The organism is Rhizobium sp. CC1099 (assembly GCF_029714385.1).
GTDB lineage: Bacteria > Pseudomonadota > Alphaproteobacteria > Rhizobiales > Rhizobiaceae > Rhizobium.
Genome location: NZ_CP121642.1, coordinates 1,471,500 through 1,497,090, shown reverse-complemented (window position 1 = coordinate 1,497,090; position 25,591 = coordinate 1,471,500). Strand labels below are relative to the sequence as shown.

At 58.8% G+C, this 25,591-nt stretch carries 22 protein-coding genes and 4 pseudogenes; 15 read left to right on the top strand and 11 right to left on the bottom strand.

Annotated elements, in window-relative coordinates:
• Positions 1–131: 131 nt before the first annotated feature.
• Positions 132–1,406 (bottom strand): CmpA/NrtA family ABC transporter substrate-binding protein, encoded by a 1,275-nt coding sequence (locus tag QA644_RS28355; RefSeq protein WP_283072613.1) that lies wholly within the window; start codon positions 1,404–1,406, stop codon positions 132–134.
• Between the two features lie 49 nt (positions 1,407–1,455).
• Complete coding sequence (locus tag QA644_RS28350; protein ID WP_040115676.1) at positions 1,456–2,043, bottom strand: ANTAR domain-containing response regulator; 588 nt, start codon at positions 2,041–2,043, stop codon at positions 1,456–1,458.
• 130 nt (positions 2,044–2,173) lie between these two features.
• Here QA644_RS28350 and QA644_RS28345 point away from each other — a divergent pair.
• Positions 2,174–2,932: pseudogene (locus tag QA644_RS28345) on the top strand (Gfo/Idh/MocA family oxidoreductase); the annotation flags it as partial.
• 8 nt (positions 2,933–2,940) lie between these two features.
• On the opposite strand, the gene pdxA reads toward QA644_RS28345, so the two are convergent.
• The 4 genes from pdxA to QA644_RS28325 all read right to left on the bottom strand — a co-directional run bounded on the left by pdxA (position 2,941) and on the right by QA644_RS28325 (position 7,471).
• Positions 2,941–3,927, bottom strand: a complete 987-nt coding sequence (gene pdxA, locus QA644_RS28340; RefSeq protein WP_074072118.1) for a 4-hydroxythreonine-4-phosphate dehydrogenase PdxA — start codon at positions 3,925–3,927, stop codon at positions 2,941–2,943.
• A gap of 28 nt (positions 3,928–3,955) precedes the next feature.
• Positions 3,956–5,089, bottom strand: a complete 1,134-nt coding sequence (locus tag QA644_RS28335) for an iron-containing alcohol dehydrogenase (protein WP_283072612.1) — start codon at positions 5,087–5,089, stop codon at positions 3,956–3,958.
• Positions 5,090–5,367: 278 nt separating this feature from the next.
• On the bottom strand, positions 5,368–6,555 hold the full coding sequence (locus QA644_RS28330; RefSeq protein ID WP_239600482.1) for an exo-alpha-sialidase: 1,188 nt from the start codon (positions 6,553–6,555) through the stop codon (positions 5,368–5,370).
• A 10-nt stretch (positions 6,556–6,565) separates the two neighbouring features.
• A complete protein-coding gene (locus tag QA644_RS28325; protein ID WP_283072611.1) occupies positions 6,566–7,471 on the bottom strand; it encodes a dihydrodipicolinate synthase family protein in 906 nt (301 codons plus the stop codon).
• Positions 7,472–7,752: 281 nt separating this feature from the next.
• Between QA644_RS28325 and QA644_RS28320 the strand changes: the two genes are divergently transcribed.
• From QA644_RS28320 to QA644_RS28285, 8 genes are all read left to right on the top strand, one after another.
• The gene (locus QA644_RS28320) at positions 7,753–9,399 is read left to right on the top strand and encodes an ABC transporter substrate-binding protein (protein WP_194730996.1); all 1,647 of its coding nucleotides are present in this window, start codon (positions 7,753–7,755) and stop codon (positions 9,397–9,399) included.
• 134 nt (positions 9,400–9,533) lie between these two features.
• On the top strand, positions 9,534–10,490 hold the full coding sequence (locus QA644_RS28315) for an ABC transporter permease (RefSeq protein ID WP_028739795.1): 957 nt from the start codon (positions 9,534–9,536) through the stop codon (positions 10,488–10,490).
• 2 nt (positions 10,491–10,492) lie between these two features.
• Positions 10,493–11,452, top strand: coding sequence for an ABC transporter permease (locus QA644_RS28310; RefSeq protein ID WP_074072113.1), 960 nt, complete (start codon positions 10,493–10,495; stop codon positions 11,450–11,452).
• Positions 11,452–12,456, top strand: coding sequence for an ABC transporter ATP-binding protein (locus QA644_RS28305; protein WP_283072610.1), 1,005 nt, complete (start codon positions 11,452–11,454; stop codon positions 12,454–12,456). Before QA644_RS28310 ends, QA644_RS28305 begins: the two co-directional genes overlap by 1 nt.
• Complete coding sequence (locus QA644_RS28300; protein WP_283072609.1) at positions 12,456–13,448, top strand: oligopeptide/dipeptide ABC transporter ATP-binding protein; 993 nt, start codon at positions 12,456–12,458, stop codon at positions 13,446–13,448. Before QA644_RS28305 ends, QA644_RS28300 begins: the two co-directional genes overlap by 1 nt.
• A complete protein-coding gene (locus QA644_RS28295; RefSeq protein WP_283072608.1) occupies positions 13,445–14,506 on the top strand; it encodes a four-carbon acid sugar kinase family protein in 1,062 nt (353 codons plus the stop codon). The genes QA644_RS28300 and QA644_RS28295 overlap by 4 nt, the downstream gene beginning before the upstream one ends.
• A gap of 24 nt (positions 14,507–14,530) precedes the next feature.
• Positions 14,531–15,295, top strand: a complete 765-nt coding sequence (locus QA644_RS28290; RefSeq protein ID WP_194731001.1) for a FadR/GntR family transcriptional regulator — start codon at positions 14,531–14,533, stop codon at positions 15,293–15,295.
• Between the two features lie 168 nt (positions 15,296–15,463).
• Positions 15,464–16,795, top strand: a complete 1,332-nt coding sequence (locus QA644_RS28285) for a hemolysin family protein (RefSeq protein WP_283072607.1) — start codon at positions 15,464–15,466, stop codon at positions 16,793–16,795.
• A gap of 205 nt (positions 16,796–17,000) precedes the next feature.
• Here the strand turns inward: QA644_RS28285 and QA644_RS28280 are convergent.
• Positions 17,001–17,078 (bottom strand): annotated as a pseudogene (locus QA644_RS28280) (SOS response-associated peptidase); the annotation flags it as partial.
• Positions 17,079–17,299: 221 nt separating this feature from the next.
• Between QA644_RS28280 and QA644_RS28275 the strand changes: the two are divergent.
• Together QA644_RS28275 and QA644_RS28270 are read left to right on the top strand one after the other, a co-directional pair.
• A pseudogene (locus QA644_RS28275) lies at positions 17,300–17,564 on the top strand (substrate-binding domain-containing protein); the annotation flags it as partial.
• Positions 17,565–17,834: 270 nt separating this feature from the next.
• Positions 17,835–19,526, top strand: coding sequence for an adenylate/guanylate cyclase domain-containing protein (locus QA644_RS28270; RefSeq protein WP_283074040.1), 1,692 nt, complete (start codon positions 17,835–17,837; stop codon positions 19,524–19,526).
• 305 nt (positions 19,527–19,831) lie between these two features.
• Here the strand turns inward: QA644_RS28270 and QA644_RS28265 are convergent, their stop codons facing one another.
• The 4 genes from QA644_RS28265 to QA644_RS28250 form a co-directional block, all read right to left on the bottom strand.
• Positions 19,832–20,821 carry a hypothetical protein gene (locus QA644_RS28265; protein WP_283072606.1) on the bottom strand — a complete coding sequence of 330 codons (990 nt, stop codon included), beginning with the start codon at positions 20,819–20,821 and terminating at the stop codon, positions 19,832–19,834.
• 50 nt (positions 20,822–20,871) lie between these two features.
• The gene (locus tag QA644_RS28260; protein WP_283072605.1) at positions 20,872–21,492 is read right to left on the bottom strand and encodes a hypothetical protein; all 621 of its coding nucleotides are present in this window, start codon (positions 21,490–21,492) and stop codon (positions 20,872–20,874) included.
• Between the two features lie 472 nt (positions 21,493–21,964).
• The gene (locus tag QA644_RS28255) at positions 21,965–22,780 is read right to left on the bottom strand and encodes a Ku protein (RefSeq protein WP_283072604.1); all 816 of its coding nucleotides are present in this window, start codon (positions 22,778–22,780) and stop codon (positions 21,965–21,967) included.
• A gap of 12 nt (positions 22,781–22,792) precedes the next feature.
• A complete protein-coding gene (locus QA644_RS28250) occupies positions 22,793–23,686 on the bottom strand; it encodes a Ku protein (RefSeq protein ID WP_283072603.1) in 894 nt (297 codons plus the stop codon).
• 242 nt (positions 23,687–23,928) lie between these two features.
• On the opposite strand from QA644_RS28250, the gene QA644_RS28245 reads away from it, so the two are divergent.
• From QA644_RS28245 to QA644_RS28230, 4 genes and pseudogenes are all read left to right on the top strand, one after another.
• The gene (locus QA644_RS28245; RefSeq protein ID WP_283072602.1) at positions 23,929–24,342 is read left to right on the top strand and encodes a GNAT family N-acetyltransferase; all 414 of its coding nucleotides are present in this window, start codon (positions 23,929–23,931) and stop codon (positions 24,340–24,342) included.
• 129 nt (positions 24,343–24,471) lie between these two features.
• Positions 24,472–24,867, top strand: coding sequence for an NUDIX hydrolase (locus QA644_RS28240; RefSeq protein WP_283072601.1), 396 nt, complete (start codon positions 24,472–24,474; stop codon positions 24,865–24,867).
• A 165-nt stretch (positions 24,868–25,032) separates the two neighbouring features.
• Positions 25,033–25,215, top strand: a pseudogene (locus tag QA644_RS28235) (IS1595 family transposase); the annotation flags it as partial.
• A 55-nt stretch (positions 25,216–25,270) separates the two neighbouring features.
• The gene (locus QA644_RS28230) at positions 25,271–25,582 is read left to right on the top strand and encodes a hypothetical protein (RefSeq protein ID WP_283072600.1); all 312 of its coding nucleotides are present in this window, start codon (positions 25,271–25,273) and stop codon (positions 25,580–25,582) included.
• The last annotated feature ends 9 nt before the right edge of the window (positions 25,583–25,591 follow it).

Below are 25,591 nucleotides of genomic sequence, written 5' to 3'. Positions count from 1 at the left end.
ACTAAATCAAGATCCGCGCTTTAAGCTCATATGCATAATTTTTGAGCTTATGATAGAAATGCTTATATATTGTGCAAATGATGTTTCTCATGCGCAGACGGCTGCCAGCCTTTTGTGCAAAGCAGGAGAAATTAGATTTCGGCCACGTCCGGTGCAAAGGGCAGGGTGCTCCTAACCGTAAATCCGCGGACATACTCCACGAGCCGCGCCGGATCGAAAATACGGCCGTCCATGAAGCGGTCGTAGTCGCTGTCGCCTTCGATGCGGATATCGGCGTCCTGAGGCGTGCACGCCTCGCCGAGTGCCGTCCTGTAAAGGTCGGGGCGATAGGCGGAAGCTGCCGCGCGCGCGCTATTCAGGCTGATTGACGCCTGTCCCCAGCGGACCATCTGGCTATAGATCCACAATGCCTGGCTCGGCCGCGGGTAGTTTGCAAAGCCGCCATGGAACATGAAGTAATTGTCGATGACGCGGCGGTTGCCCTTGGCGTCCAGGCTGAACTCGCCGGCAAGCACATATCGGATAATGTCGACGGGTGCCGCAATGTAGCGCTGATCGGCGAGTACCGCGGCCAAGGCATCGTGGTTGCCGGCATGGTCGCACCAGCGCGCTGCCGCATCGAGCGCCACGATCAGCCGGGAGACCGTTTCCGGATGGCTCTGTGCCCAATCCGGCCGCATGCCGACGACCTTTTCCGGGGCTGACGGCCAGATGTCCTGTTTTGTCGCAACGATCCGCCCGACGCCTCGCTCAGACGCCACCATGTTCCACGGCGCGCCGACACAGAAGCCGTCGATCGCGCCGGCGGCCAGAGCGTCGGAGGTGAGCAGCGGGGGGACGACGACGAGCTTCACGTCCTTGTCGGGATCAATGCCGCCTGCGGCCAGCCAGTAGCGGAATTCGTAATTGTGCGAGGAAAAGGGATAGGTCATCCCGAGTGTCGGCACCGGCTCGCCGGTTAGCCGCATCTGGTTCAGCACCAATGCAAAGGCGCGCGCGCTTTCGAGGGCGCCGGCTTTCTCGGAAAGACCTGCGGTTTTGCGCATCCGTTCGAAGAGGCGCGTCGAAAGGGTGATCGCGTTGCCGCCGCGCCCGAGCGAAAAGGGTGTGATGGTCGGCGAGGGGTTCGAGCCCAGTCCAAGCGCTGCCGCAACAGGCATCGGTGAGAGCATATGGGCTATATCGAATTGGCGAAAGGCCAGGCGGTCGCGAACATTCGCCCATGAAACGTCTCTGACGAGATCGAGGGTCAGGCCCTCCTTCTCGGCAAATCCGAATTCTGCGGCCGCAATCAGCACCGAGGCGTCGACCAAGGGAATGAAGCCGGCGCGAAGAACACGCGGGCCTTCGCTGCTGAGCCTTGAAGGCGCTGAGACACGCCCTTGCTGTGTGTCAATTCTCGTCACCGCATTCACTCCGCAGTCCTCCGGACAATCGATTGGCCGTGGCGGCGGGTCACATCAGCAACCCTGCGGCCGTCACGACGCTTTGTGCGATTTCGGACATCTTCTTCTTCTCGTTCATCGCCGTCTGGCGCAGCAGGGCGAATGCCTGTTCCTCCGAAAGGCCGCGCATCTTCATCAGGATGCCTTTGGCCCGCTCGACGACCTTGCGCTCTTCGAGCGCCGACTTTGCATCGGCGAGCTCACGCTGCAGGCGGCTGAAGGCATTGAACCGGCTGACGGCCATATCGAGGATGGGTTTGACCCGCTCCTTCTTCAGCCCGTCGACGATATAGGCAGAGACGCCGGCATCAACGGCTGCTTCGATGGAAGCCGTATCGGATCGATCGACAAACATCGCGATCGGCCGACTGATCGTTCGTGTCAGCTGGAATAGGTGCTCCATCATGTCGCGGTTCGGGTTCTCGATGTCGATGATGATAACGTCCGGTTTCAGCGTTTCGATGATGCGCGCGACGCCCTGGACCTCGTGAATGACGGTGACGCGCGTGTGGCCGGCCTCCTGCAACCCCTCCTCGATGATCGAGGCGCGGATCGCATTTTCATCTATGACCAGAATTGTCAGGTCGAAACGGCTCATGCGCCGTTTATGACGCACCGCAATAAAACAGGCAAGTTAAAAGCCGCAAAATTAAGCATAAAAAACGGATGCACAAAAAATGCGCTTTCTAGAAATCCGCAACCTTCTTCAGGAGCTTCTCAATCATGCGCTCACCTATATGGGTTATGCCGGTCATCAGATGATCGAGCAGGCGCGGGCTATGGTGAAGAATGGCGATCTCGGCGAGATTCGCATCGTCAATCTGCAATTTGCCCATGGTTTTCACAGTGCGCCGGTCGAGGATCAGAACCCTTCCACGCGTTGGCGCGTCGATCCGACAACCGCAAGCCCGAGCTATGTGCTCGGCGATGTTGGAACGCACCCGCTCTATATCTCGGAAGTGATCCTGCCGCATTTGACGATCAAGCAGTTGATGTGCGCCCGTCAGAGCTTTGTCAAAAGCCGCGCGCCCCTTGAAGACAATGCCGTTACGCTGATGGAATACGACAACGGTGCTATCGCCACCGTCTGGTCGAGCGCCGTCAATGCAGGCTCCATGCACGGACAGAAGGTGCGCATCGTCGGCGAAAAGGCGAGCATCGAATGGTGGGACGAGCGGCCGAACCAGCTTTCCTACGAGGTCCAGGGAGAGCCGGCGCGCATTTTGGAACGTGGCATGGGCTATCTCTACCCCGGAGCAAGGATCGACGACCGCATCGGTGGCGGCCATTCAGAAGGCCTCTTTGAGGCCTGGGCAAACCTCTACCGGCGCTTCGGATTCGCCATTAACAAGGAGCACGGTCTTGCACCGGAGGGCATCGAAGGCCTGGCGTTTCCGGGGATCGATGCGGGGCTCGAAGGCGTGCGCTGGGTGGAAAATTGCGTGCGCTCTGCCGATGCCGGCGGCGTGTGGGTAGACTATCTGTAACGTTTTGACTATGCGCGCTGGCGGGGCGAACGCGCCATCAGCTGCGCATAGGCAATCGCCGAAAGCATGTTGGCGTGGTTTGCCTTTCCGGTGCCAGCAATATCGAATGCGGTGCCGTGATCGACGGAGACGCGGTCGATCGGAAGGCCGAGCGACACATTGACGGCCGTTTCGAAGGCAACGAGCTTGATCGGAATGTGGCCCTGGTCGTGATACTGGGCAATCACCAGATCGAAGGCGCCGTTATAGGCACGCGCAAAGACGGTATCGGCCGAAATCGGGCCAACCACGTCAATGCCCTTGGCCTGAGCCAGTTCGACCGCAGGTGTGAGAAACTCCATGTCCTCCGTGCCGAAGAGGCCGTTTTCGCCGCAATGCGGGTTGATTCCGGCAACGGCGATCCGCGGTTTCTTGCCAAGGCGGACAAAGTGGTTATGGCCAGCTTCGATCGTTGCAATGACGCGGTCCGTCTTGGCGCGCTCTATGGCACCCCGCAGCGAGACATGCGTCGAAACATGGATCGTGTTGAGGCGGTCAGAGGCAAGCAGCATGAACGAACTCTTCGAGCCGGTCAGATGCGCAAGCAGGCCCGTGTGGCCGTCGAAGTGATGTCCGGCAAGGTTCATTGCCTCCTTGTTGATCGGCGCGGTGACGATGACGTCCGCATCGCCCGACATCGCAAGCTCGACGGCGCGGCTGATGTAGCGAACGGAAGCGTCGCCTGCGACGGGACTGATCTTTCCGATTTCGGGAAGGCTGCCGTCAAGCGCCACCTCCTCGACGGCAATGGTTGATCCGTCTTCCGATGCAGATGGCCCGAAGCGCAGGTCGATGCCGGTCGTGCGGCAGGCGCGCTCCAGTACTTTGCTATTGCCGACGATCACGAAATCGCGGCGCTCTTGTCTTGGCATTGCCGCAAGCGCCTTGACGATGACTTCCGGGCCAACGCCTGCCGGATCGCCGAGCGTGACTGCGACTTTTGCATTTTTGACCATCAGTCAAATTCCCTTTGAAAGGGCCGGCCTAGAAGGCGGCTTCATAGATCGAGCGGATGTCGTCGCGTGTCAGATCGCGCGGATTATTATCGAGCAGGCGGCGGATGGCAAAGGCATCGTTGGCCATCTGGTCGAGGCCGCTTTCCGGCACACCCAAACCCGACAGCTTCATCTCGATGCCGAGTTCCGCGCAGAACTCATAGGCGGCTGCGAAGACGGATTTGACCTCATCCGAAGCGGGATGGCCGAGAGCTTCCATGACCGCCTTCGTCTTCGTCGGAACGGACGGTGTGTTGAAGGCTAGCACATGCGGGAAGATCAGTGCGTTTGCAGCGCCATGCGCGACATGCCAGCGAGTGCCGAGCGGATAGGCGAGGGCGTGACCGCCCGCCGTATTGACCGGTCCCAGGCAGAAACCGCCATAAAGGGAGGCAAGTGACAAGCCAGCGCGCGCTTCTGCATCGGCACCGTCCCTGACAGCACGTGCCAGATATTTGCCAACGAGCCGCGTGCCTTCGATCGCGTAGATATCGATCATCGGATGCGCCTTGCGATTGGTAAATGCCTCCACGCAATGCGCCATTGCATCCACACCGGTCGCAGCCGTCGTGCGGGGCGGAACGGTAAAGGTCAGCGCCGGGTCGATGACGGCGATATCGGCGAGCATGTGGACGCTTTCGACGGCAAGTTTCGCCATCGTTTCCGGATCGGTCACCAGCGCGCGGATGCCCGCCTCGCTGCCGGTTCCGGATGTCGTTGGCACTTGTGCGAGCGCCACTTTGCGCGGCCCCTGAACCTTGTTCGGTCCGACGACCTCGCGCAGGCTTTGCGGCGAACCGGCGAGTACGGAGGCGAGCTTGGCAAGATCCATGGCGCTGCCGCCGCCGAAGCCGACGATGAGTTCCGCCCGGGCGGCGTTGGCGGCACTCAGCACCCTGTCGAGATTACTGATGTCGGGTTCCGGTGTGACATCGCCAAACACTGCGACCTCGCCTTGGATCGCGAGAGCATCGATGCGTGAAGCGTTGAAGGCATCCGAAATCACGAGCGTGCGGTGGTAGCCTTTCTCTGCGGCCCATTTGCCGAGTTTGCCAGCCGTGCCGATGCCGAACTCGATGATGTTCGGCCTGATGGTCGTGATAGGCGAACCCAGACTGGCCATGAAAGCGGCTCCTCCCTAACAGAAACGGCCGATCGCCGTCAGTGATGTAAAGTTGTTATATCAGCTGTATGTTTCTGGCAAGAACAATGCTCAGACACTCGAAAGATCATGAAAAGTCTGGATGGGCGAAGTCGAAAACGGAGCGCACACAAACTACATATCGATTTGATTTTGTTTAGTAATGACAAACGGCGCCGGCCCCGGTGCCGTGCGGGCACTATTGGAAAAGCACCCCTGCGGTTTGAACGTATATTTGTCAATTGTCGACGCTGACTTGACTAGCCGAGTGCCTCAGCCGGAAGCCGGACATATTTGATTGCCCGACGATAATAGGTATAGGCGATGTGCAGTGTTCCGTCCGGGCCTTCGACGATTGAGGGATAGGAGAATTCGCGATTGAGCGAATCCTTGGAATTGTTGCTCAGGCAATAGCCGTCGCCGGTATCGAGATCGACAAGGCGATCGAAGTTTGCACCGCCATCGTTCGATACGGCAAGGCTGAGAGGCGCGCGCGGCACGCCCCATACTGCCTTGCGGCCCGATGTCACCGGCGCAGCGGCGCCCATTTCCATCTGATCGCTTTCGATCTCGTCGTAAAGCGATCTGCGTCGCGCATTGGAAGTCTCGGCATTGCTGTGGTTGTAAGCCATTGCAATCCTGCCGTCCTTCAGCAAAACAGCCTGGATGGACGAGTTGTTGTTCGGCAGGTTGATCGGACGTGGACGAGACCAGCTTTCGCCGTCGTCTTCGGACGCAGCCGAGAGGACGTTCTCCGAAAAGCGGTTGCGGAAGTAGGCTATCATCCTGCCTTTGCCAAGTGCCAGAATGTTCATATGGACTGCGCCAAGGCTATCGGGAACGTCGGTCATCATCCAGGACTTCCCCTGATCGCGGGAAATCAGCACGCCTGCGGTGTCTGCATCGCCACTCCAGCGTTGACCCGGCAGACTGACGCAACGGAATGCCGGCAAAAGCCAGTCTCCTTTGGAGTTGACCACGATCGGTTGCCGGACGAAGGTTCCAGGCAGATCGCAAAGAAGCCGAACCGGCCCGAAGGTTTTTCCGTCGTCGTCGGATACTCGGCATTTGACAACCGCGCCATCCTGATCGCCGGAGGTCTGCGATGTGTAAAGCAGCCACACGATCTTGTCAGGGGCCTTGAAAATCAAAGGGTTCTGCTCGGATTTTGAAGAATCGTCTGAAAGTTTCTGCGGCTCTGACCATTGCGTGGAGCCCGGGGTGAGCTTCGACATGTAAACCGATATGTCACCCATGCCCTCCATCGTGCCGCCGAACCAGACGCAGCTCAAGGTCCCGTCGGGGAGAAAGGCAAGGTTGGCGGCATGATTTTGGATGCACGGCGAGGGCAGGTAGGCGTCTGCGCGGCCAGCGTGTGCGGAATTCGGCTTGATGAGGCCGGTCATCAATGCGGGGACCTGTTGTGGCGGCAAAGCTGTCAGGCTCATGATGTTCTCCTTATGGCAGCTGCGCGTAGTTTTCGGACAAAGCCGCATACTCGGCGTCATTGAGCGCTACCAGTGGCGGACGCGTGCGCTTCCACGCGCTGACGCCCGTCTTGAGGCCGACCATCGCCTTGATCGCCGGGATCTGCACATAGGAGTTCGACAGCGTGCGATAGGCATTGATACGGTCTTGCGCCACATGGACCTCTGCGGCGCGTGTCGCGTCGTGAACGTGGTCATAGACGGTGCGGAGCGAAGAGGCGACCAAATTGGACGTGGCCGTAATACAGCCGGCACCACCTGCCTTCAACAAAGGCAGCAGCAATGGGTCTGCGCCGCAGAGCACCGAAAAGCCGGGATGGGCGGCGATGATTGCCTGCATGTTATTGAAATCGCCTTCCGATTCTTTGATGCCAACCACGGTTTCGGGGAAGGCGTCGACCAGTCTGCCGATCAATGGGATCGAGATCGGAATGCCGGAGACCTGCGGGATATGATAGAGAATGACGCGCAGGCGACTGTCGTTCACTCGGCTCAGAATCTGCAAATAAGCATTGAAGAGGCCATCGTCCGATACGCCCTTGTAGTAGAAGGGAGGCAACATCACGACCTTCGTCACTCCGAGTGAAAGCGCATGATTGGTGAGCTCGATGGTTTCGGGAATGGCGGCAACGCCGGTCCCCGGCAGAAGGTTTTCGGCTGGAATGCCGGCTTTCAGGGCCGCTTCAAGAATGGTGCGCCGTTCAGCCATCGAGAATGAGTTCGCTTCGCCCGTCGTGCCGAGAAGCGCCACACCGTGACATCCCTCGGAAAGCAGACGTTGGCAATGCTCGGTGAAAAGGCCAAGATCTGGGCTGCTGTCAGCGTTGAGAGGCGTGGTTGCGGCGCTGAAGACGCCTGTAATTTTATGATTGTTCATCTCTTCCTCCTCGTCAGAGCGACAGCGCCTTTATGCGTTTTTGCTCCAGTGTTTTCGTTCATAGGATAAGTTGTTGTCAATCTTACAAGCTATGTGTTGATGCCGAATTAAGCATAAGTTACTGTTATAACGTCATAAAAATTCACATCAAGAATTTTGAAGCCTGAAATTCGAGTTTTTAATTGACAGATTTACATTGTCGCGCAACTCTGCGGCTCATTCCATCGCGCTGGCTCGGGGAGGGCTTTCGAGGGCGCATTGAATGCTCATGGGAGGAGCAGATGACAATTCGCGAGCACCAGACTGTCTCACAAATTTCGCGCCGTGATGCGCTGAAGCTCGGCCTCGCGGCAGGCGTCGGCCTGACGATGTTCGGCATGAGCGCACGTGTTGTCATGGCCGAGGAAGGTCAGGTTCTGAAAGCCATCAATCCGGCTTTCGACCAGGATTGGTCGCCGCTGCGCGGCGGCGGCAGAACCTTCCGCTGGAATTCTTTCTGGTGGGCATCGCCGATGTATTTCGACACAGAAGGCAAGTTGCAGCCTTATGTATTCACGAGCTGGGAATCGTCCGACAACAAGGTCTGGACCTTCAAGATCGATCCGAAAGCTGTTTTTTCCGACGGCAGCAAGATCACGTCGGCGGATGTGAAGGGTTCATGGGAAGTGGCCTCGATGCCGAACACCAAGAGCCAGCGCGCCGACCAAGTGCTGAGCAAGGTGCAAGGCTACAAAGAGATCGGAGCCGGTTCCGGCACTGAGCTTACCGGGGTTGCAACGCCGGATGAAGGAACGGTCACTGTTACGCTCACGCAAGCTGACCCGATTTTCTTCATGCGCCTGGCAAACCATATTATTCCGGTGACCAAGGCGTCGCAGTCGAGAGGCAGCGACGGCGAGGAGATTGCCGACTGGTATAAGCCGGACAACAATGCCGTCTATTCGGGTCCTTTCAAGCTCACGAGCATCGACATCGACGCAGGGACTCTGACATTTGAGCCGAACGAGAATTTCTTCGGTGCGAAGCCGAAGCTTGCTCGCATCGAGATCAGCTCGATCGAAGACAACGTGACGGCGACTTCGCTCATCAATTCCGGTGAATACAACGTCCACACGGAACTCGTCACCTCGACGATTATCCAGGATCTCGGCCCGGAGTTTTCGGCAGGCCCGATCATTCCTACGAGCCAGCACTTCTGGTTCAACACCTCGCGTGCACCGATGAACGATCCGAAAGTGCGTCAGGCACTGATCATGGCGGTTGATCGCGACGGTCTTTTCAAGGCGTCTTATCCGGATGGGCCGCACAAGAAGGCAGACCAGATCCTGAATTCCGTACCAGGTGCGGACGGCTCCGGATTCGAACCCTATCCCTTTGATCCGGAAGGCGCAAAGAAGCTGCTTGCTGAATCGAGCTATGGTGGTCCCGAGCGGCTGCCGAAGATCATGTTCGTCGGCGTCTCGGCGCCCGCGATCCAGGCAGCTGCCCAGTTCATCGCGGAACAGTGGCGCCAGAACCTCGGCATTACCGCAGTCGACATGAAGCCGCAGCAGGACGCCTATGCCGGGCCCGACCAGAACTCGGTTCAGATTTTCCGCGACGATGTCGGCACGCGCGTCCCGGATGCCGTTTCCTATCTTGCCGGTTCCATCGCCTCCACGTCCTCGAACGCCCAGAACAAGCTCGGCGGTTACAAGAACGACAAGGTGGACAGCCTGCTTGCCGAAGCCGCGACCAAGGCTGCCGACGACCCGCAGCGCGTGAAATTGGCGCAGGAGGCTCAAAAGGCGTTCCGCGACGATTGGGTTTTCATTCCATGGTATTCTCAGGCGATGTCCCGCTGGGCGACGAAGGAGGTCAAGGGCATGGAGAAGAACCTCGACTGGCAAGTCGTTGCACCATGGGACATTTCCATCGGCCAAGCATGACGGCTTTCGCCGATCTTTGTAGCTGAACGGCAACCGCGAAGACCATGAGGCCTTCGCGCATGTTCAAGCAGAAGGCGCGGTTGTCCGCGGCGACCCCCCGTGAAAACTGCGCCGAACAACAGGTGGAGGTGGCTTTGTTTCGCTACGTGTTAACGCGGTTTGCCATCTGGATTCCGTCCGTCCTTGTCGTGATGATGGCGGTTTATGCGATGGCATTTTACGGTGCCGGCGATCCGATCAAGCTGATCTTTCTTCGTGCACCGGGCGACGTCGCCTATAATCCGGAGCGTATTGAAGCCATTCGAGAGAGCGCCGGCCTCAACAAACCATTCATCGAGCAGTTCGGCTTTTACATCTGGAACCTGCTGCATGGCCAGTTCGGCAATTCGCTGACCTCGGGCCGCTCGGTCTGGGCGATGGTTTCGGCAGCCGCCCCCGTCTCCTTCAAACTGGCGCTCTGTTCCATCATATTGACAGCGGTCGTCGCCATCCCCCTCGGCATGATCGCAGCGCTCAATCAGAATTCCAAGCTCGACTATACGATCCTCGGCTCGGCCTTGTTCTTATGGGCAATTCCTGCCTATGTCGCCGGCCCGCTGCTCATGGTCGGGTTGATCGTCTTCCTGCCGATGATCAAGGTTCCCTACGGCTGGGGCGGTATCTTTGATGTCCGCATTCTGCTGCCCCTGATTGTTTTGTCCTTTCAGCCGATCGCGCTTATCGTACGCCAGACGCGTGCGGCAGTCATTGAAGTGCTGTCGGAGGACTTTGTACGCACGGCACGCGCCAAGGGCGTGCCGGAAATCGTCGTCGCTCTCCGGCATATCCTGCGCCCGGTGCTGACCCCGGTCGTCACCCAGCTCGGGCTCATCATGATCACCATCGTCAACGGTGCGATCTTCGTCGAACTGGTCTTCGGCCTACCCGGCCTCGGCCGCCTAACCGTGCAGGCGCTCACGAATTCCGATTATCCCGTCATCCTGGCGATCACGCTCATCGGATCCTTCCTAGTCATGGTCTCGAACCTTCTGGTCGATGTTCTCTATCCGCTGCTTGACCCACGCGCCAACGATGCAAGAAGGAGCCGCTGACAATGTCCGCCGTCCCCCTCTCGACGATCGAGACCGCCGAAGAACCGCCAGTCAGCCTGTGGCGCGATGCCTGGTTCCGCCTGAAGCGCAACAGACTTGCCCTTTTCGGCCTCGCCGTTGTCCTTGTGCTGGCCCTCGCAGCGGTCTTGGGACCATACCTTACGCCCTATGACTACCTGGGCCAGGACCTTGGGGCCCGCAACGCCGCGCCCTCGCTGACACATCTATTCGGCACCGATGATCTTGGCCGGGATGTCTTCAGCCGCGTCGTCTACGGCACACGCACTGCCTTTCTCGTCGCCGTGATCGTCACGCTCGTCGCCGTTCTGATCGGACTGACCCTCGGCGCTGTCGCTGGCTTCTTCGGTGATCCGTTTGATCGCGTCCTCATGTGGCTGACCGATGTCACCATGTCCGTGCCGAACCTGCTCCTGGTCGTCGTCATCAACGCTTCGCTGAAATCGCCGATAACCAACTGGATGGAGGCCCGCTACCTGGAGACGCTCAATCCTTTTTATCGTCAGACGGTTTGGGTGGATTTCATCCTGGTTTTCGGGTCAATGGCCCTGATCGCCTGGCCGCCTTACGCCCGTCTCGTCCGCGCCCAGGTCCTGTCGATCCGCAGCCGGCCCTATATCACGGCGGCGCAGGCGCTCGGCCTTTCGAACTGGATCGTCATCAAGCGCTACGTCATTCCGAATGCGCTCGGTCCGCTGATCGTTTCCGTCAGCGCCGGTCTCGGTACGGCGATGGTGCTTGAAAGCGCCTTCAGTTTCCTCGGTGTCGGCGTCAATCCGCCCACACCCAGCTGGGGTAACATGATCTCTGATGGCCTGCGTGTCTGGCAGCATTATCCGCACCTACTTGCCGCGCCGGCGGCTGTGCTTGGCCTTGCCTCGGTTGCTTTCAGTTTCCTGGGCGACGGTCTCAATGACGCGCTCAATCCGCGGGGCAGCAAGTAATGAACACGACGACCATTGAACACCTTCTGGACGTGCGCGACCTCACCGTCGAGATCGAGACACGCCGCGGTACCGCCGTCGTGGTCGATGGCATCGATCTTTACGTCAACAAGGGCGAAACGCTCGGCGTCGTCGGCGAGTCCGGCTGCGGCAAGAGCTTGACGATGCTGAGCCTGATGCGGCTCCTGCCAAACAAGATCAAGGTCGCCAGGGGCACGGCATATTTCGACGGACGCGATCTGCAGACGATGTCGAACGCCGATTTGCGGAAGGTGCGGGGTGGTGACATCGGCTTCGTCTTCCAGGATCCGATGACCTCGCTCAATCCGGTGATGCGTGTCGGCGACCAGATCTGCGAACCGCTGATCTATCATCGCAAGATGAGCAAGGCAGATGCCCGCGTACGGGCGGTCGAACTCCTGCGACTGGTCGGTATTCCCGGCCCTGAGGAACGCCTGATGGCCTACCCGCATGAGCTTTCCGGCGGCATGCGCCAGCGCGTGATGATCGCAATCGGCCTTGCCTGCAATCCGAAGCTTCTGATCGCCGACGAACCGACCACGGCGCTCGACGTCACGATCCAGGCCCAGATCGTCGATCTCGTGAAGGAGCTGCGGGCCAAGCTTGGCATGTCGGTCGTGTGGATCACGCACGATCTGGCGCTGATTGCAGGTCTCGTCGATCGCGTGGCCGTGCTTTATGCCGGCACTGTCGTCGAAGATGCGCCGGTCGATGAGCTCTATGCCCGGCCGAGCCATCCTTATACGCGGGGGCTGCTTGCGTCGATCCCTAAGCTTTCGGATGCGCCTGCAAGCCGTCTAAGTTCGATTGGGGGAACACCGCCTGAGCCTGGCAGCCGTCCGAAGGGGTGTCCGTTTGCCCCGCGCTGTCCGCTTGTCGAGGCGATCTGCCACGAGCGCGTTCCGAAGCTTGAACCTTTGGCTGGAGCCGCCAACCACCGCGCCGCATGTTTTGTGGTCCAGAAAATGCAGGAGGCTGCGTGATGGGCGCGGAACCGCTTCTTAAGATCGAAAACCTGGTCAAGCACTTCCACGTCAAGCTCGGCGCTTTCGGCGAGCGCTCGGCAACCGTCTATGCGCTCGACAACGTCAATCTGGATATCATGGAAGGCGAGACCTTGAGCCTTGTCGGGGAATCTGGTTGCGGCAAATCGACGACCGGATTCACGATCCTCAATCTCTACAAGGCGACGAGCGGCAAGGTTGTCTACAAGGGTCAGGATCTGTCGAGGCTTGGCGAAAAGGAAATGCGGCCATTCCGCCGCGACCTGCAGATCGTCTTTCAAGATCCCTATTCGACGCTCAATCCGCGTATGACGATCGGCGAGGCGATCGGCGAACCGATCCTCTTCCACAAGTTGTGCGCCAAGGCCGAGCTCAAGGACAGGGTCGCAACCCTCCTGAGTGATGTAGGGCTGCCGACGCGCTTTGCGCAGCGTTATCCGCATGAGCTTTCAGGTGGCCAGCGCCAGCGCGTCGTCATCGCGCGTGCGCTTGCCTGCCAGCCGAAATTCATCGTCTGCGACGAGGCAATCTCAGCGCTCGACGTGTCGATCCAGGCACAGATCATCAATCTGCTGCTCGACCTGCAGGAAAAATACAGCCTCACCTATCTCTTCATCGCGCATGACCTGGCGGTCGTCCGCCATATCAGCACGCGCGTCGGCGTCATGTATCTCGGCCGGCTTGCCGAGCTTGCCAGCCGCGAAGAGCTGTTCGGTAATCCGCTGCATCCCTATACGAAGGCGCTACTTTCGGCCGTGCCGGAAACCGATCCTTCTCACGAGCGAAGCCGCAAGCGCCAGATCCTGCAGGGTGACGTTCCAAGTCCGCTCGACCCGCCGCCCGGCTGCCGCTTCCACACCCGCTGCCCGATCGCAATCGATGTCTGCAGCAGGCTCGTTCCGGAATGGAAGGAAGCAAAACCCGGCCATCTCGTTGCCTGCCACGCCGTCAATACGGGACAGACGACATGACGCTGAAAGTCGCCATCATTGCCGACGATCTGACCGGGGCGCTCGATACGGGCACGCCGTTCGTGAAGGCAGGGCTTGCGGTTGCGGTTGCCATTGATGTCGAGGCGGCAAAAGAGGCGATTGCGATGAGCGCCGATGTCGTCGTGATCAACACAGCCTCGCGTGCTCTTGCCGAGGATGCCGCCGCATACAGGGTGCGGCTCGCAGCAGAGGTCTTGCTACCCGCCGAACCTGCGATCGTCATGAAGAAGATCGATTCCAGGTTAAAAGGCAACGTCGCTGCCGAAAGCTCGGCCCTTGCCGAGGTATTCGCCTTCAAGTCGGTTCTGGTCGCGCCGGCGGTTCCAGATCAGGAGCGCTTTACTTATCGCGGCTGCGTCGTCGGGCGCGGTGTCGATAATCCGATCCCAGTTGCCGAGCTTTTTGCCAACCATTCGCAAACAGTTGCTGTTGCAGATGCCGAGGACGATATTGATCTCGACTCTATCGCCGGCGAAAATGATTGGCGTTCGGTTCTTGCCGTCGGCGCGCGTGGCCTTGGCGCGGCCCTGGCCCGACGCCTGGGTAAAGCAGGCGGGCAAAGCCAAACCTTTGAGCCGGCCCGCAAGACGCTCTTTGCCTTCGGTTCCCGCGATCCGATTACGGCCCAGCAGATGGACCGCCTTGAGGCATCCGGTGCCTTGCGCACGGTCGCCGACGCACCGATGGGGGTTGTGGAATGCGGCGAAGGCTTGGCGCTGCCGGCTCTGCTTCGCTGTAGCGGCGAAATAGCAGATGATGCTGCAGCCGTAGCGCATCGCTTTGCGAAAGGCGTAAAATCGGCCATGGACGATACGCGGCCGGATATATTGATGGTTGGCGGTGGTGATACTGCGCTTGCGGTGTTTCGCGAGCTTGGTATCCGCCTCCTTGTCCCGAAAGGTGAAATCGAGGCAGGTGTGCCGTGGTTCGACGTTACAGCCGCAGACGGGCGGCATCTCCGTTCTGCGGTAAAGTCCGGGGGCTTCGGCAGCGCCGATAGTTTGCTAAGACTGATTGTGCGGAATCAGGCGGCGTAGCGGATGCCGGCGGGGAGAATGAACGTGGATGAAGCAAATGGCGCATCTTTGAACGCGGGCACCGGCCCAGCTGCAAAGCCAGAACGCGGAAAGGCCGTGAAGCTGGTCGATCGCGTCTTCGACCAGCTTCTGGAGCGTATTCGCGCCGGAAACTATCCTCCTGATTCACGCTTGCCGGGAGAGCATGAACTGGCTTCGATGCTCGGCGTATCGCGCCCGATCGTTCGCGACGCGCTCGCACGCTTGCGCGACCAGGGCATGGTTTATGCCCGACAGGGGGCCGGAACCTTCGTCAGCGCCCACGGTTCGCCTGCCGCGCAACTGGCATACTCGCCTGTCAAGACGATCGCGGACATTCAGCGTTGCTACGAATTCCGCCTGACGATCGAGCCCGCGGCGGCCTACTTCGCCGCCAAACGCCGCGACAGTGCAGCGCTTGAGAAGATCGCAACAGCGCTTGCGGATCTTCGCGAGGCGACGAATCACCAGCTTCATCGAACGGACGCCGATTTCCTGTTTCATCGGGCTGTCACTGAGGCTGCGAACAATCACTATTACACGGCCTCCATGGACGCCCTCAAACCGCATATCGCGGTCGGTATGCATCTGCATGGGCTCTCGCTTCTCGGCCCCCGACAAGGGCTTCAGAAAGTGTTTCAGGAACACGATGAAATCTACAAGGCAATTGCCGACGGCCGGGCAGACGACGCCCGGGATCTGATGCAGGCCCATCTTGAAGGATCGAGAGATCGCCTCTTCGAGGGCCGGGTTCTCGACCTTTCCTTTTAGGCATCAGCGACGCTGCACGGAGGTCGGTCGCTGCCACGGTTTGCGATCGACACTTTCGTCTGCGCTCCTGCTCATGGAAAAGACAAAACAGTCTCTATTGGCGCGTGCCCGTTTGCGCTTGCACATGCTACGATATTGTTTCCTTCAACAGTTAGGGACGATCAACTCATGACGGGCCAAGATGGCAGTATTCTTGATTATGTCGGGATTCTTGCCGTGTTTTTTCTCGTAGGCGCCAACGGTTTCTTCGTGGCTGCCGAATTCGCATTGGTTTCCGTCAGGCGCAGCCGCGTGACCGAGCTCGTGACCGCCGGACGTATGAACGCTTCAGCGCTTCAGCGGGCCGTGGACAATCTCGATGCAAACCTTGCGGCAACACAGCTCGGCATAACGATCTCTTCACTCGCTCTGGGCTGGGTCGGCGAACCGGCCCTGGCGCATCTGATCGAGCCGCTATTGGCATGGCTGCCCGGTGGCTGGGCCAGGACAGGCTCTCATGCCATCGCAGTCGTCATTGCGTTCGTGATCATAACGGCGCTTCACATCGTGCTTGGCGAACTGGCACCGAAGAGCCTCGCTCTCCAGCGTAGCGAGGGAACGTCATTGGCCGTGGTCCGGCCGCTTGGGTTCTTTCTTATCATATTCAAGCCGGCGATATTTGCCCTCAATGGTATGGGTAACCTCGTGCTTCGTGCTTTCGGCCTTCATGCCGGAACTGGCGAATCCTCCTTCCATTCACCGCAAGAGCTGAAGTTGCTGGTGGCCGAAAGCCAGGAGGCGGGTCTTCTCAACCAGGTGCAGCAGCAGCTCGTCGAGCGCGTGCTCAATATCGGCGAGAGACCAATCTCCGACGTCATGACACCGCGTCTCGATGTCGAGTGGTTCGACGCCGACGACAGCGAGGCAGAAATCCTGAGGACGATTAGGGAATGCAGGCACGAACAGCTTCTCGTCGCTCGCGGCTCAATCGACGAGCCGATCGGGATGGTTCTTAAGAAGGACCTGCTCGATCAAGTTTTGGACGGCGGCAAGATCCGGCCGATGGATGTCATCAAGCAGCCGCTGGTGCTTCACGAAGGAACCTCGGTGGTCCGCGTGCTCAGCAGCTTCAAGGCGTCACCGGTCCACCTCGCTATCGTCATCGACGAATATGGCAGTCTGGAGGGGATTGTCACGCAAACGGACTTGCTGGAGGCGATCGCCGGGGAATTGCCGGGGTCCGACGAGGAACCGGCTATCGTCGTTCGCGAAGACGGCTCACTGCTTGTTGATGCAATGATGCCGGCCTTCGACGCTTTCGAAAAACTAGGCCTGCGCAATAAACCGGATGCCGATTTCCATACGCTTGCGGGCTTTGCCCTTCATCAGCTCCAGCACATCCCGGAGACCGGTGAGGTTTTCGAGTTTGACGGATGGCGATTCGAGGTCATCGATATGGATGGTATGCGCATCGACAAGATCTTGGCGACGCGCAGTTCGACGCAAGGAGCGGATATCTAGGGTGGCTGCCGTTGCCGATCCCAGATGACTGATCCGATGTATCCGATCGCCAACGACTTTTGAAATCTCTACCGCAACTGCAATTATGCCTGCCATGCACGAGCAAAGACTTTCTGCATCGAAACATTGCCGAGTTGGGAATGCATGCAGGTGTTTACGATGGCTCGGCCAGCCAAGCGCGAGGAACGAGCGCGTCGTCGCCTCGCAAGTTGATCAGGCTTTCGGCATCCTGCGCCCATTTGTTGACCCAGTCGCGGTCGTCCATCCGATAGAGATTGCACATATCGTCAGCCATCCTCCATTCAGTCGGCGAACGGTAGCTGACGCAGACTCCGCTGCCAACCTGGGAACAACGTCTGGAATCGTGGCGAATAATTAGGGCACGGGAAAGTGTGTCGATGCAGACACGCGCGTCGGGGCGCTGAGCATAGAATGGCCGGGCAGCCGTGGAATGCAGGCTTGATACGTATTATAAGGTCGTTTCGACCGATTTCAGGTTAGGCCATGAATCAGGAAATCCGGCTTTTTGGCGCTATTGCGGTCCGACCCGCCGTCCTTGCTCTCATATCCCCGGTTCGAAGCGGCCACAGGTTTCACAGTTTCGGTCAAGTGGGAGCTCAATCCGACAGTAAAGAAGCAGATTGAAGCTGGGGAACCCTTTGACCTCGTCATCATCAATCCGAACCTGGTTGAGGACCTGATCTCCTTGGGAAAGGTCACGGCTGGGAGCCAGGTAGCGTTTGGCCGGATAGCAATGGGGGTGGCGGCCGCTAAGTGAGCGTCGCCACAAACGCTCGAACTCTGAAATGCTGTTTCGTTGATGAATTCGGGCTGCCGAACCAGCGAAAAAATGGTCTCTGCGCCTTATACTGTCGGACTCCGACGCCCAATCGTGTCAACATTCTTGCTTGAAGGCAAATTTGGTGCGGCGTAACCTCACCGAATGCCGGACGATGACGAACCAGTCTTGGTTTCTGCCGGACCCGAGAGGAAGCTGGCAGTGATACTTGCGGCTGATGTCGCAGGTTACAGTCGCTTGATGGAGCGGGACGAGGAGGGAACTCACGGGCGGCTGCAACTGCTCTTGCGGGACGTCGTTCGGCCAGCGGTGGGAACACACAGGGGGCGCATCTTCAAGACAGCAGGGGACGGATTCCTGGCGGAATTCGCGAGCGCCATCGAAGCCGTGCGCTGCGCCGTCGACTTCCAGCGGGCGATAGCGGAACGCAACAAAGATGTCGCCGAAGATCGACGACTGGCTTTTCGCATTGGCATCAATCTCGGTGACATCCTGACCGACCACGATGACGTGTTCGGTGATGGCGTCAATGTCGCGGCGCGGCTGGAGGCCATGGCCGAACCAGGCGGCGTCCTTATAAGCCACACCGTTCATGAGCACGTTGATCGCAAGCTGCCGGTCCGCTTTGACGATCAGGGCGAGTGTGCGTTGAAGAACATAGCCCGCCCGATTCGGGTCTATCGAGTGTGCTGGGAGGCCACCCTCGCAGGGCCTGACTCGCTTGCGCAGGAGAATCGCGTACTGAGGGAAACTCCGCTGGGACTCCCTCAAATGGCTTCCATCGCCGTCTTGCCGTTCGCCACACCGAACAGCGATGGCGAGCAGGAGTATTTTGCCGAAGGACTCGCTGAAGACCTGATTACCGATCTCTCCAAGGTTCGCGGACTCTTGGTGATCGCAGGGCATTCGAGTTTTGCCTACAGGGATCGATCGATTGATTTGCGCGTGATCGCCAGGCAGCTTGGTGCTCGCTATTTCATCGAAGGAAGCGTGCGTAGGGTGCAGACGCGCACGCGGATCAATGCGCAGCTCATCGACGCGTCCAACGGCAGCTGCCTGTGGGCTGAACGGTTCGACCGCGACCTGGCGGACATCTTCACGCTGCAGGACGAAGTTGTCGGCAAAATCGTAATCGCCCTTGCTGACGCTTTGCCCTCGGCAAGGCCTCCTCCGAGTCGCAGGGCCACCAATCTTCAGGCATACGATCTGTTCGTTCGCGGCCGCGCGCTCGCCACGCAATCACTTCGGGAAACAAGGGCCGCTCGTCCACTCCTGGTCAGGGCCATCGAGATTGATCCGGACTTTGCCGGGGCACATGCCTGGCTCGCGATGAGCCACCATTTCGATGCGTTGTACTATGGGGAATCTGTAGACGAACATCGTGCTGCCGCCCGTGCTGCCGCGGAGAAAGCCGTCGAGATCGATCCGGGAAACGCTGACGCGCATATCGTTCTAGGCTACCTGCGTGCCTACGAGGGGGAATTCGAAGCCGGAGTGGCCGAGTTCGAGCAGGGGCTTCGCCTCAATCCCAATCATTCCGAAGGCTGGGCCTTGCTTGCCGATCTCAGGGTGTTCGAGGGGCGCGCGATAGATGCCGTCGAATGTGCCGAGAATAGTTTTCGTCTCAACCCGTACCCGCCTGGCGACTACTACTCGTTCCTCGGCTGGGCCCAGTATGCGGCTCGTCGATATCAAGATTCTGTCGAGACGCTTCGCCAACCACAGGCCGGTGGACCTGGCGCAAAACGCAATCTTGCCGCCGCGCTCGCGCAACTCGGACAGACCGCTGAAGCCCATAAAGTCGGGCGGAACTTCCTCTCGGAATTCCCGAGTTTTTCGGCCCGGAAGTGGGGAAATACACAGCCGTTCCGTGACGATGCCGACCGCCAACATTTTATCGAAGGCTATATCAAGGCAGGGCTGCCAAAATGAGCGGCAAGGCTATGGCCTAGAACCCGCCACGCGGCTTGACCGAGATAGCGTAGTCCGTCCCCGGCTCAAATGCGGTCAGCGTTGCACGCCTGGCTGAAATTCTTGGAGCGGTAGCGTACGAGAGGAGCATTGCCCCGGGGCGAATGTCATCGTGGCGGCCACGAGCTGGTCGTCGGCCGAAGCCGGATTGAGACCGAAATCGGCGGGCGATTTCGACCACTGCGCTAGCGAAAGCGAGGCCTTAGGGCGGTTTCCCTGAGCGTCATTTCGTTCTGCATCGCACCGTTCCCGCCTGTTCTGCGAGATCAGCGGAGATTGTCCCTGATTGGCTTATAACAGACTTCGGTAGTCCCGATATCGGTCTTGCTTAGGGGTTTCCATGCCTCGCGGTCGAAGTCGAAATACTCAAGAAAGCATCGGCCCACATCGTAATCCAGCCACTGCGCGGCCAGAAGTCGGCTATCGAGGTGATAGTCCAGGTCGAGATACATATTCCCTTCGCCGCCGCGCGGGAAATTTGTAGGCCGACCCGTCCTGTTATCTGCGACTATGACGAATGAGCAACCAGCACCGCATCCGATCTGGATGACCGAGTAGTGTCCGGCGAAGTTCGGTCCCTGACGCATTCCTTCTCGAATACGGGTTCTGAAGCTGTTGAAGTCGCGATCTCTGCCCTTGAAGTCTGGCAGCACCGTCTTCCTAGTAAGTCGATCTCGGGTCGGGAAATCGCCAGGCTTCGGCCGCGCGGCATCCGATACGCCGGAGACAATGGCGGCCGATGCCTCCTGGGACGATGCATCGCAGGCATGCCAGTCCATCTGGTAGCCGTATTCGCCTTCGCGGCCAAAGCACCAGCCGACGGCCTTGAGCTTCGAACCTAAGGCCTCTCGTCGGTCGCAGGCTGATAGCGTTTCATCTGAATCCCCACTGCCGCCCCGACACGCCGAGTTCTGTTCGCGCCACTGGGAGATTAGCCGGACAGGCTGGTAAACTTCCTTGTCGGCGGCGATGACTTTTCCGGTTTCAGAGATGATCGTCCCGGCCCTCTGGTCCCAAACCAGAGAGAACTCGGCCGTTCCTGACGAAACGCGATCACCAACGTCGCGCTTGGCATACCAGTCTACGACGCCATCCACCTTACAGGTGTTCGAGCAGACCACCTGCGCCGATCCTGGTTTCACGCTGTAGGCCCGGACCGGCCATCGCGTCGCGAACTTGCGCTTCTCTTCGATGACCGCAGCTTTGGGCGTCGTCTTCCCGTAGAACTCAACGGTTTCTTCGTAAGCCTTTTCCATGAATGCGAAAGCATCGGCATTCTCGCGGGACCACGCGTCGTGATAGGCGGTCACGAAGGCAAGGGCCTTTGCTCGGTTGTCGAGGGTGAGACCTCCCGGGTCGTCGTGGATGGGACGGCGGGCGGAACCGCGTTAGCCGTCGTCCCCAACCGTTCCGGCGCATCACCCGCGCTACCTGACGTTACGTTGTAGGTCTGCATCTCGCTGGCGGTTAGATATCGCATGTCGTCGGTAGAGACGGACAGGCTAAGCTGCAGCAGCTTGGGATCGACACCCATCTCGATAAGGTAGGTCATGATCTGTGCGGTCATCGTTTGGACGGCGGCAACGGCCGCGTGGCCGTCGAGATCGCTCTCTGGTGAGAACGAAGACTGATGAACACCGATCGCCCCCGGTTCTGCTTGACGGATCGCGCCGCCGACGAACGCCAGCGTGCAGGCGGAGGCGCATTGGACTGTCCGGAGCTGAAATGTCGAAAGGCCGAGCGACCTGATCATCCGACCGTAGGCCATTGCGGCAAGGACATTGCCGCCGTTGCTGTCGAAGGTTATCACCTTCGCTCCGCTCGCCGCTACCTCGCGCGAAAGGAGTTCAGGATCATCAACCTGGCTGAATTCGCCCTTGAGCAGAATGACGGGAGGGCCGCTCTTGATCTGAATGCGCTGTAACATGACATCCGCGCGAGCCGCTTCAAAGCAGAACACGGATACCAAGACTCCCAGAACTGTGCCACGCAAGAACAAGACGATGTACCCCTAAATACTCCAAACCGCATGCTAGCGTGTCAACCGCTACGCGCAATGGATACTTGCTATGAGCTCACAGGGAGATTGGAGGATGATCGCGGAGTTTGTGACCACTACTTTGCTTTCCGAAGCGTCTCGGGGCGTAATCTTCATTGGACGGCAGCGCATTGTCATGCCGCTACCGCTGATCGTGCTGGGCATCGTCTTTCTGACAACGGGGTTCCTGCCAAGGTTCAGCTAACGTCTCGTCTGCAAGTCGTCTCCACGCGAAAGCGTGGGCCGAGGCGTATGAGCTAGTTTGACCTTCAGCTTTCTCCCTTGGGACTGAGGGCCATCGACGCCCTGGGGCTGGGCGGACCTCCTATGCCGACCAATACAGAGCTGGACGCCAATATGATCATGCCTTCTTCCGCGCCCTAAGATCGGCCTCTACGCTCTTCCGAAGAGCGTCCATGATGTTGACCACGTTCGAGCTAGGCGCTTCAGGCTCAGCCTTGCCTTTCGCCGCCTTCTTCCTCGGCTTCATAGCTTTCTTCTTTTCGGCAATGATTTTCAGCAGGCTTTCCTGGATCGGATCGGTCACCATGGCAGGCGACCACTTCTTCGTCTTCTGCTTGATGAGCTGCCGCACGAGCGGGATCAAGTCTGGGTCTGCTTCTTCGTCGATGTCTTCGAAATAGCTTTCCTCCGGCCTTACCTCGTCGCCAAAGCGTAGTGTCCAGAGAACGATGCCTTCGCCGCGTGGCTCAAGCACGACGGCCCGCTCGCGGCGGCCGATCACCAGGCGTGAGACGCCGACGACTTTGTCGGCTTCCATGGCATCGCGGATGACCGCGAACGCTTCGTGTCCGACCGGGTCATCAGGCATAAGGTAGTGCGGCTTCTCCAGATAGACCCACTCGATGCTATCTTGTGGCACGAATTTCTCGATATCGATTGTGCGTACGGTCTCAAGAGCCACGGTATCTAGATCATCGTCCGTCAGGATGATGTAGTCATTTTCACCTCGGGCGTATCCCTTCGCCTCGTTTTCGTCTTTCACTGGCTTTCCGGTAACGGAGTCGACGTACTGCGATACGACACGGTTGCCGGTCGCCTTATTCAGCGTGTGGAACCTGACTTTCTCGGATTCAGACGTAGCGGGGGACATTGCAACGGGGCAGGTGACCAGCGAAAGCTTCAGGTAACCCTTCCAGTATGGGCGTGGTGCCATCACCGATCCTCCTCAGCTGGCCTTGCGGTGAGCGGCAGCGCCAGAACGGGATTTCGGTTGTGATGCCCGACGGCGGCCTGCGCTCGCATTCGCGTTGGCAGCCGCCCGTTTTGGCGTGTCGGCCGCCTTCATCATCCCCGCACTCTCGCGTAGAGCCGCAAGGAGGTCGTTCGGCTGGGAAACCTTGACCGGCTTCTTCTTCGGAAGCGCACGGCCCTCCATCTTCGCCTTCACCAGTTCGGCAACCGCATTCTCGTAGCGGTCGTCGAACTCAGCGGGATTGAACGTCCCCTTCTTGGTTGAGATGATATGCTTGGCGAGATCGAGCATTTCGCCCGCAATCTTCATCTTCGGCATCTCCTCGAAAGCCTTTTCCGAGGATCGGACTTCGTAGTCGTAATGCATGGTGGTTGCGATCAGCCCTCTTCCATGAGGGCGGATGAGCACGGTCCGCATCCGGCGAAAGAGAACAGTTTGCGCGATAGCGGCGACATTCGACTTCCGCATGCCGTCTCGCAGGGCGGCGAAGGCATCTTCCGAGACTTTGTCGCTCGGCGTGAGGTAATATGGCTTGTCGAAATAGACGTCGTCGACGTCGGAGCAGGGGATGAAGGCCTCGATCTCCAGGGTCTTGTTGCTCTCCGGAATGACCGCCGCAACTTCCTCGGGATCGATCATGATGTACTGGCCGTTCTCGATCTCGAACCCCTTGACCTGGGCTTCGCGCGGCACGGGATCACCTGTTTCGCCGTCGATGAACAGTCGGTTCACGCGATTACCGGTCGCCTTGTTGACAGTATTAAAGGCAATGCGCTCTGAGGTGCTCGTGGCCGTATAGAGACCGACCCCGCAACTCACTTCGCCGAATTTTATGAATCCTTTCCACTGTGCGCGGTGGCCGACCATGACACTTTACTCCGAATCACTGAGTCGCGAATCAATTGTTTCGGAGACGATTCGTTCCGACCTGAAGCAATTCTGGTTTCGCTGGGCCGCCTCGGAGCGAACCGTCATGCAGAAGCGGGCTCCGGTATGGGCTTGTCCCTGGCCAGGACCGCCGTCGGGCCTATTTGCGGTCATTCTATGGATGTCGGATTGCAATATTCTCGATGCTCATCTTCGTTTCTAGTCACCTCGGAGACGGTGAAATGGTTACAGTCCTTATTAATCCATTCCCGTCGCATGACGAACTGAATGACCTTTGGGCAGAAGCTTGGGGTAGTCGTGAGAGAAAAGACTTCGGCAGAATCTTAGCGCGAAGCCTTGCGCATCTCGGGGCTTATGACGGCGAACATCTCATTGGCTTTGTCAACATTGCTTGGGATGGCGGTACACACGCTTTCATCCTCGATACCTGCGTTCACCCGCGCATGCGTCGAAAAGGCATCGCTACGCAACTGGTGAGGGAAGCAGCCAGAATAGCCCGAGATCGCGGGGCAGGATGGCTGCATGTCGATTTCGAACCGCATTTAACTTCGTTCTACAGAAATTGTGGTTTCCGACCGACCGAAGCAGGTCTCATGCGACTTAAAGCAAAAGATGCAGACCCATCTGATCGATGACCGCAAAAGGCGCGATCCGGTCATGAATGAGGTCTTCTTCCGGCCTCCCATTGCGGCCGTTCGCAAAAACCTGCAAATATCTCCACATGGATAGTACGGTGTCGGCCAGCCGAAAGCGACGGAGGGATTATGACAACTATCGTTCTCGCAGCATTCATCCACGACGGCCAGGTACTGTTGGTGAGACGCGCCGCCCATAAGCGGCAATATCCGGAGCATTGGGATTTAGTCGGCGGCCACGTCGAAGTAGGGGAGATTGCCGATGCCGCTCTTGTTAGGGAGGCGCAGGAGGAAGTCGGCATAACCCCAACTAACGTTCGGCACCTGAAAACCTTCGCTGACGTGGCGACTCCCGACTGTGAAAATATAAGATACCAGGTATATGCAGTCACCGAATGGTCAGGTGGCGCTCCGCGATTGATGGGAGAGGAACACACCGATCTAGCTTGGATTGCGATAGGAAATGTCAACTCCATGACACCATTTGCTCATCCGACAGTCATTCCCATCCTTTCGATGGTTTGACCTGTTTCTGAGACGGCCTAGCTCATGACCGCATTTGGCGCGTTCCGAATATGGTCGAGGTAGCCTCTCGGCCCTTTGCGGTCATTAAGCTGCCGCAAAAGTCGGTAGCGAAACGCCGACATCTGCGAGGGAGTTTTGCGACAAAAAATTCCTTGAGAACCTAGCGCCGCCTATCTCGTCGCGACGCATTCGAACGGCATGTCGGCACTGCAGCTCCAGGCCAAGCTCGGGCTGGGCAGCTACAAGGCCGCCTGGCTGCTGCTCCACAAGCTCCGCCGCGCCATGGTCGATCCGGATCGGAAGCCGCTGCGGGGCGTCGTCGAGATCGACGAGACGAACCTGGCGTGGCATCGTCGGCGACACGCGGCAGTGGAAGCACGACCATCGCGACCAGATTCTCGACTTGGTCGATCCAGAGTGCCTGAAGCGTGCCGAGAAATACGCCTTCGAGAACCGCTGCGATATCTTCGACGCCCTCGACGAGGTCCGTCGTGAGGAGAAGCGTCACAGGTATTTCCGGCGGCGGCCGAAGCGCCCGGCGCTACCGCCGAGGCGGTCGGGCGAGGTGAGAAACACCCGCAGATACGTCCACCCGCCGAGCCTGTCGCCCGACGAGATCGCGGCCGGATATCTGCGCCATATCCCCACCGGATCGAAAATCACGGGGTCGCGAAAGAAGTCGTCTGTGAACGACAAGACTGCAATCGCAGCGTGACGCGACACG

Coding starts and splice junctions, on each gene's coding strand:
- QA644_RS28255 (WP_283072604.1), bottom strand. CDS start 22,780: ATGGCACCACGCCCATACTGGAAGGGTTACCTGAAGCTTTCGCTGGTC.
- QA644_RS28270 (WP_283074040.1), top strand. CDS start 17,835: ATGGAGCGGGACGAGGAGGGAACTCACGGGCGGCTGCAACTGCTCTTG.
- QA644_RS28330 (WP_239600482.1), bottom strand. CDS start 6,555: ATGAGCCTGACAGCTTTGCCGCCACAACAGGTCCCCGCATTGATGACC.
- QA644_RS28285 (WP_283072607.1), top strand. CDS start 15,464: ATGACGGGCCAAGATGGCAGTATTCTTGATTATGTCGGGATTCTTGCC.
- QA644_RS28250 (WP_283072603.1), bottom strand. CDS start 23,686: ATGGTCGGCCACCGCGCACAGTGGAAAGGATTCATAAAATTCGGCGAA.
- QA644_RS28245 (WP_283072602.1), top strand. CDS start 23,929: ATGGTTACAGTCCTTATTAATCCATTCCCGTCGCATGACGAACTGAAT.
- QA644_RS28320 (WP_194730996.1), top strand. CDS start 7,753: ATGACAATTCGCGAGCACCAGACTGTCTCACAAATTTCGCGCCGTGAT.
- QA644_RS28305 (WP_283072610.1), top strand. CDS start 11,452: ATGAACACGACGACCATTGAACACCTTCTGGACGTGCGCGACCTCACC.
- QA644_RS28350 (WP_040115676.1), bottom strand. CDS start 2,043: ATGAGCCGTTTCGACCTGACAATTCTGGTCATAGATGAAAATGCGATC.
- QA644_RS28310 (WP_074072113.1), top strand. CDS start 10,493: ATGTCCGCCGTCCCCCTCTCGACGATCGAGACCGCCGAAGAACCGCCA.
- QA644_RS28295 (WP_283072608.1), top strand. CDS start 13,445: ATGACGCTGAAAGTCGCCATCATTGCCGACGATCTGACCGGGGCGCTC.
- QA644_RS28335 (WP_283072612.1), bottom strand. CDS start 5,089: ATGGCCAGTCTGGGTTCGCCTATCACGACCATCAGGCCGAACATCATC.
- pdxA (WP_074072118.1), bottom strand. CDS start 3,927: ATGGTCAAAAATGCAAAAGTCGCAGTCACGCTCGGCGATCCGGCAGGC.
- QA644_RS28325 (WP_283072611.1), bottom strand. CDS start 7,471: ATGAACAATCATAAAATTACAGGCGTCTTCAGCGCCGCAACCACGCCT.
- QA644_RS28265 (WP_283072606.1), bottom strand. CDS start 20,821: ATGGAAAAGGCTTACGAAGAAACCGTTGAGTTCTACGGGAAGACGACG.
- QA644_RS28240 (WP_283072601.1), top strand. CDS start 24,472: ATGACAACTATCGTTCTCGCAGCATTCATCCACGACGGCCAGGTACTG.
- QA644_RS28300 (WP_283072609.1), top strand. CDS start 12,456: ATGGGCGCGGAACCGCTTCTTAAGATCGAAAACCTGGTCAAGCACTTC.
- QA644_RS28260 (WP_283072605.1), bottom strand. CDS start 21,492: ATGTTACAGCGCATTCAGATCAAGAGCGGCCCTCCCGTCATTCTGCTC.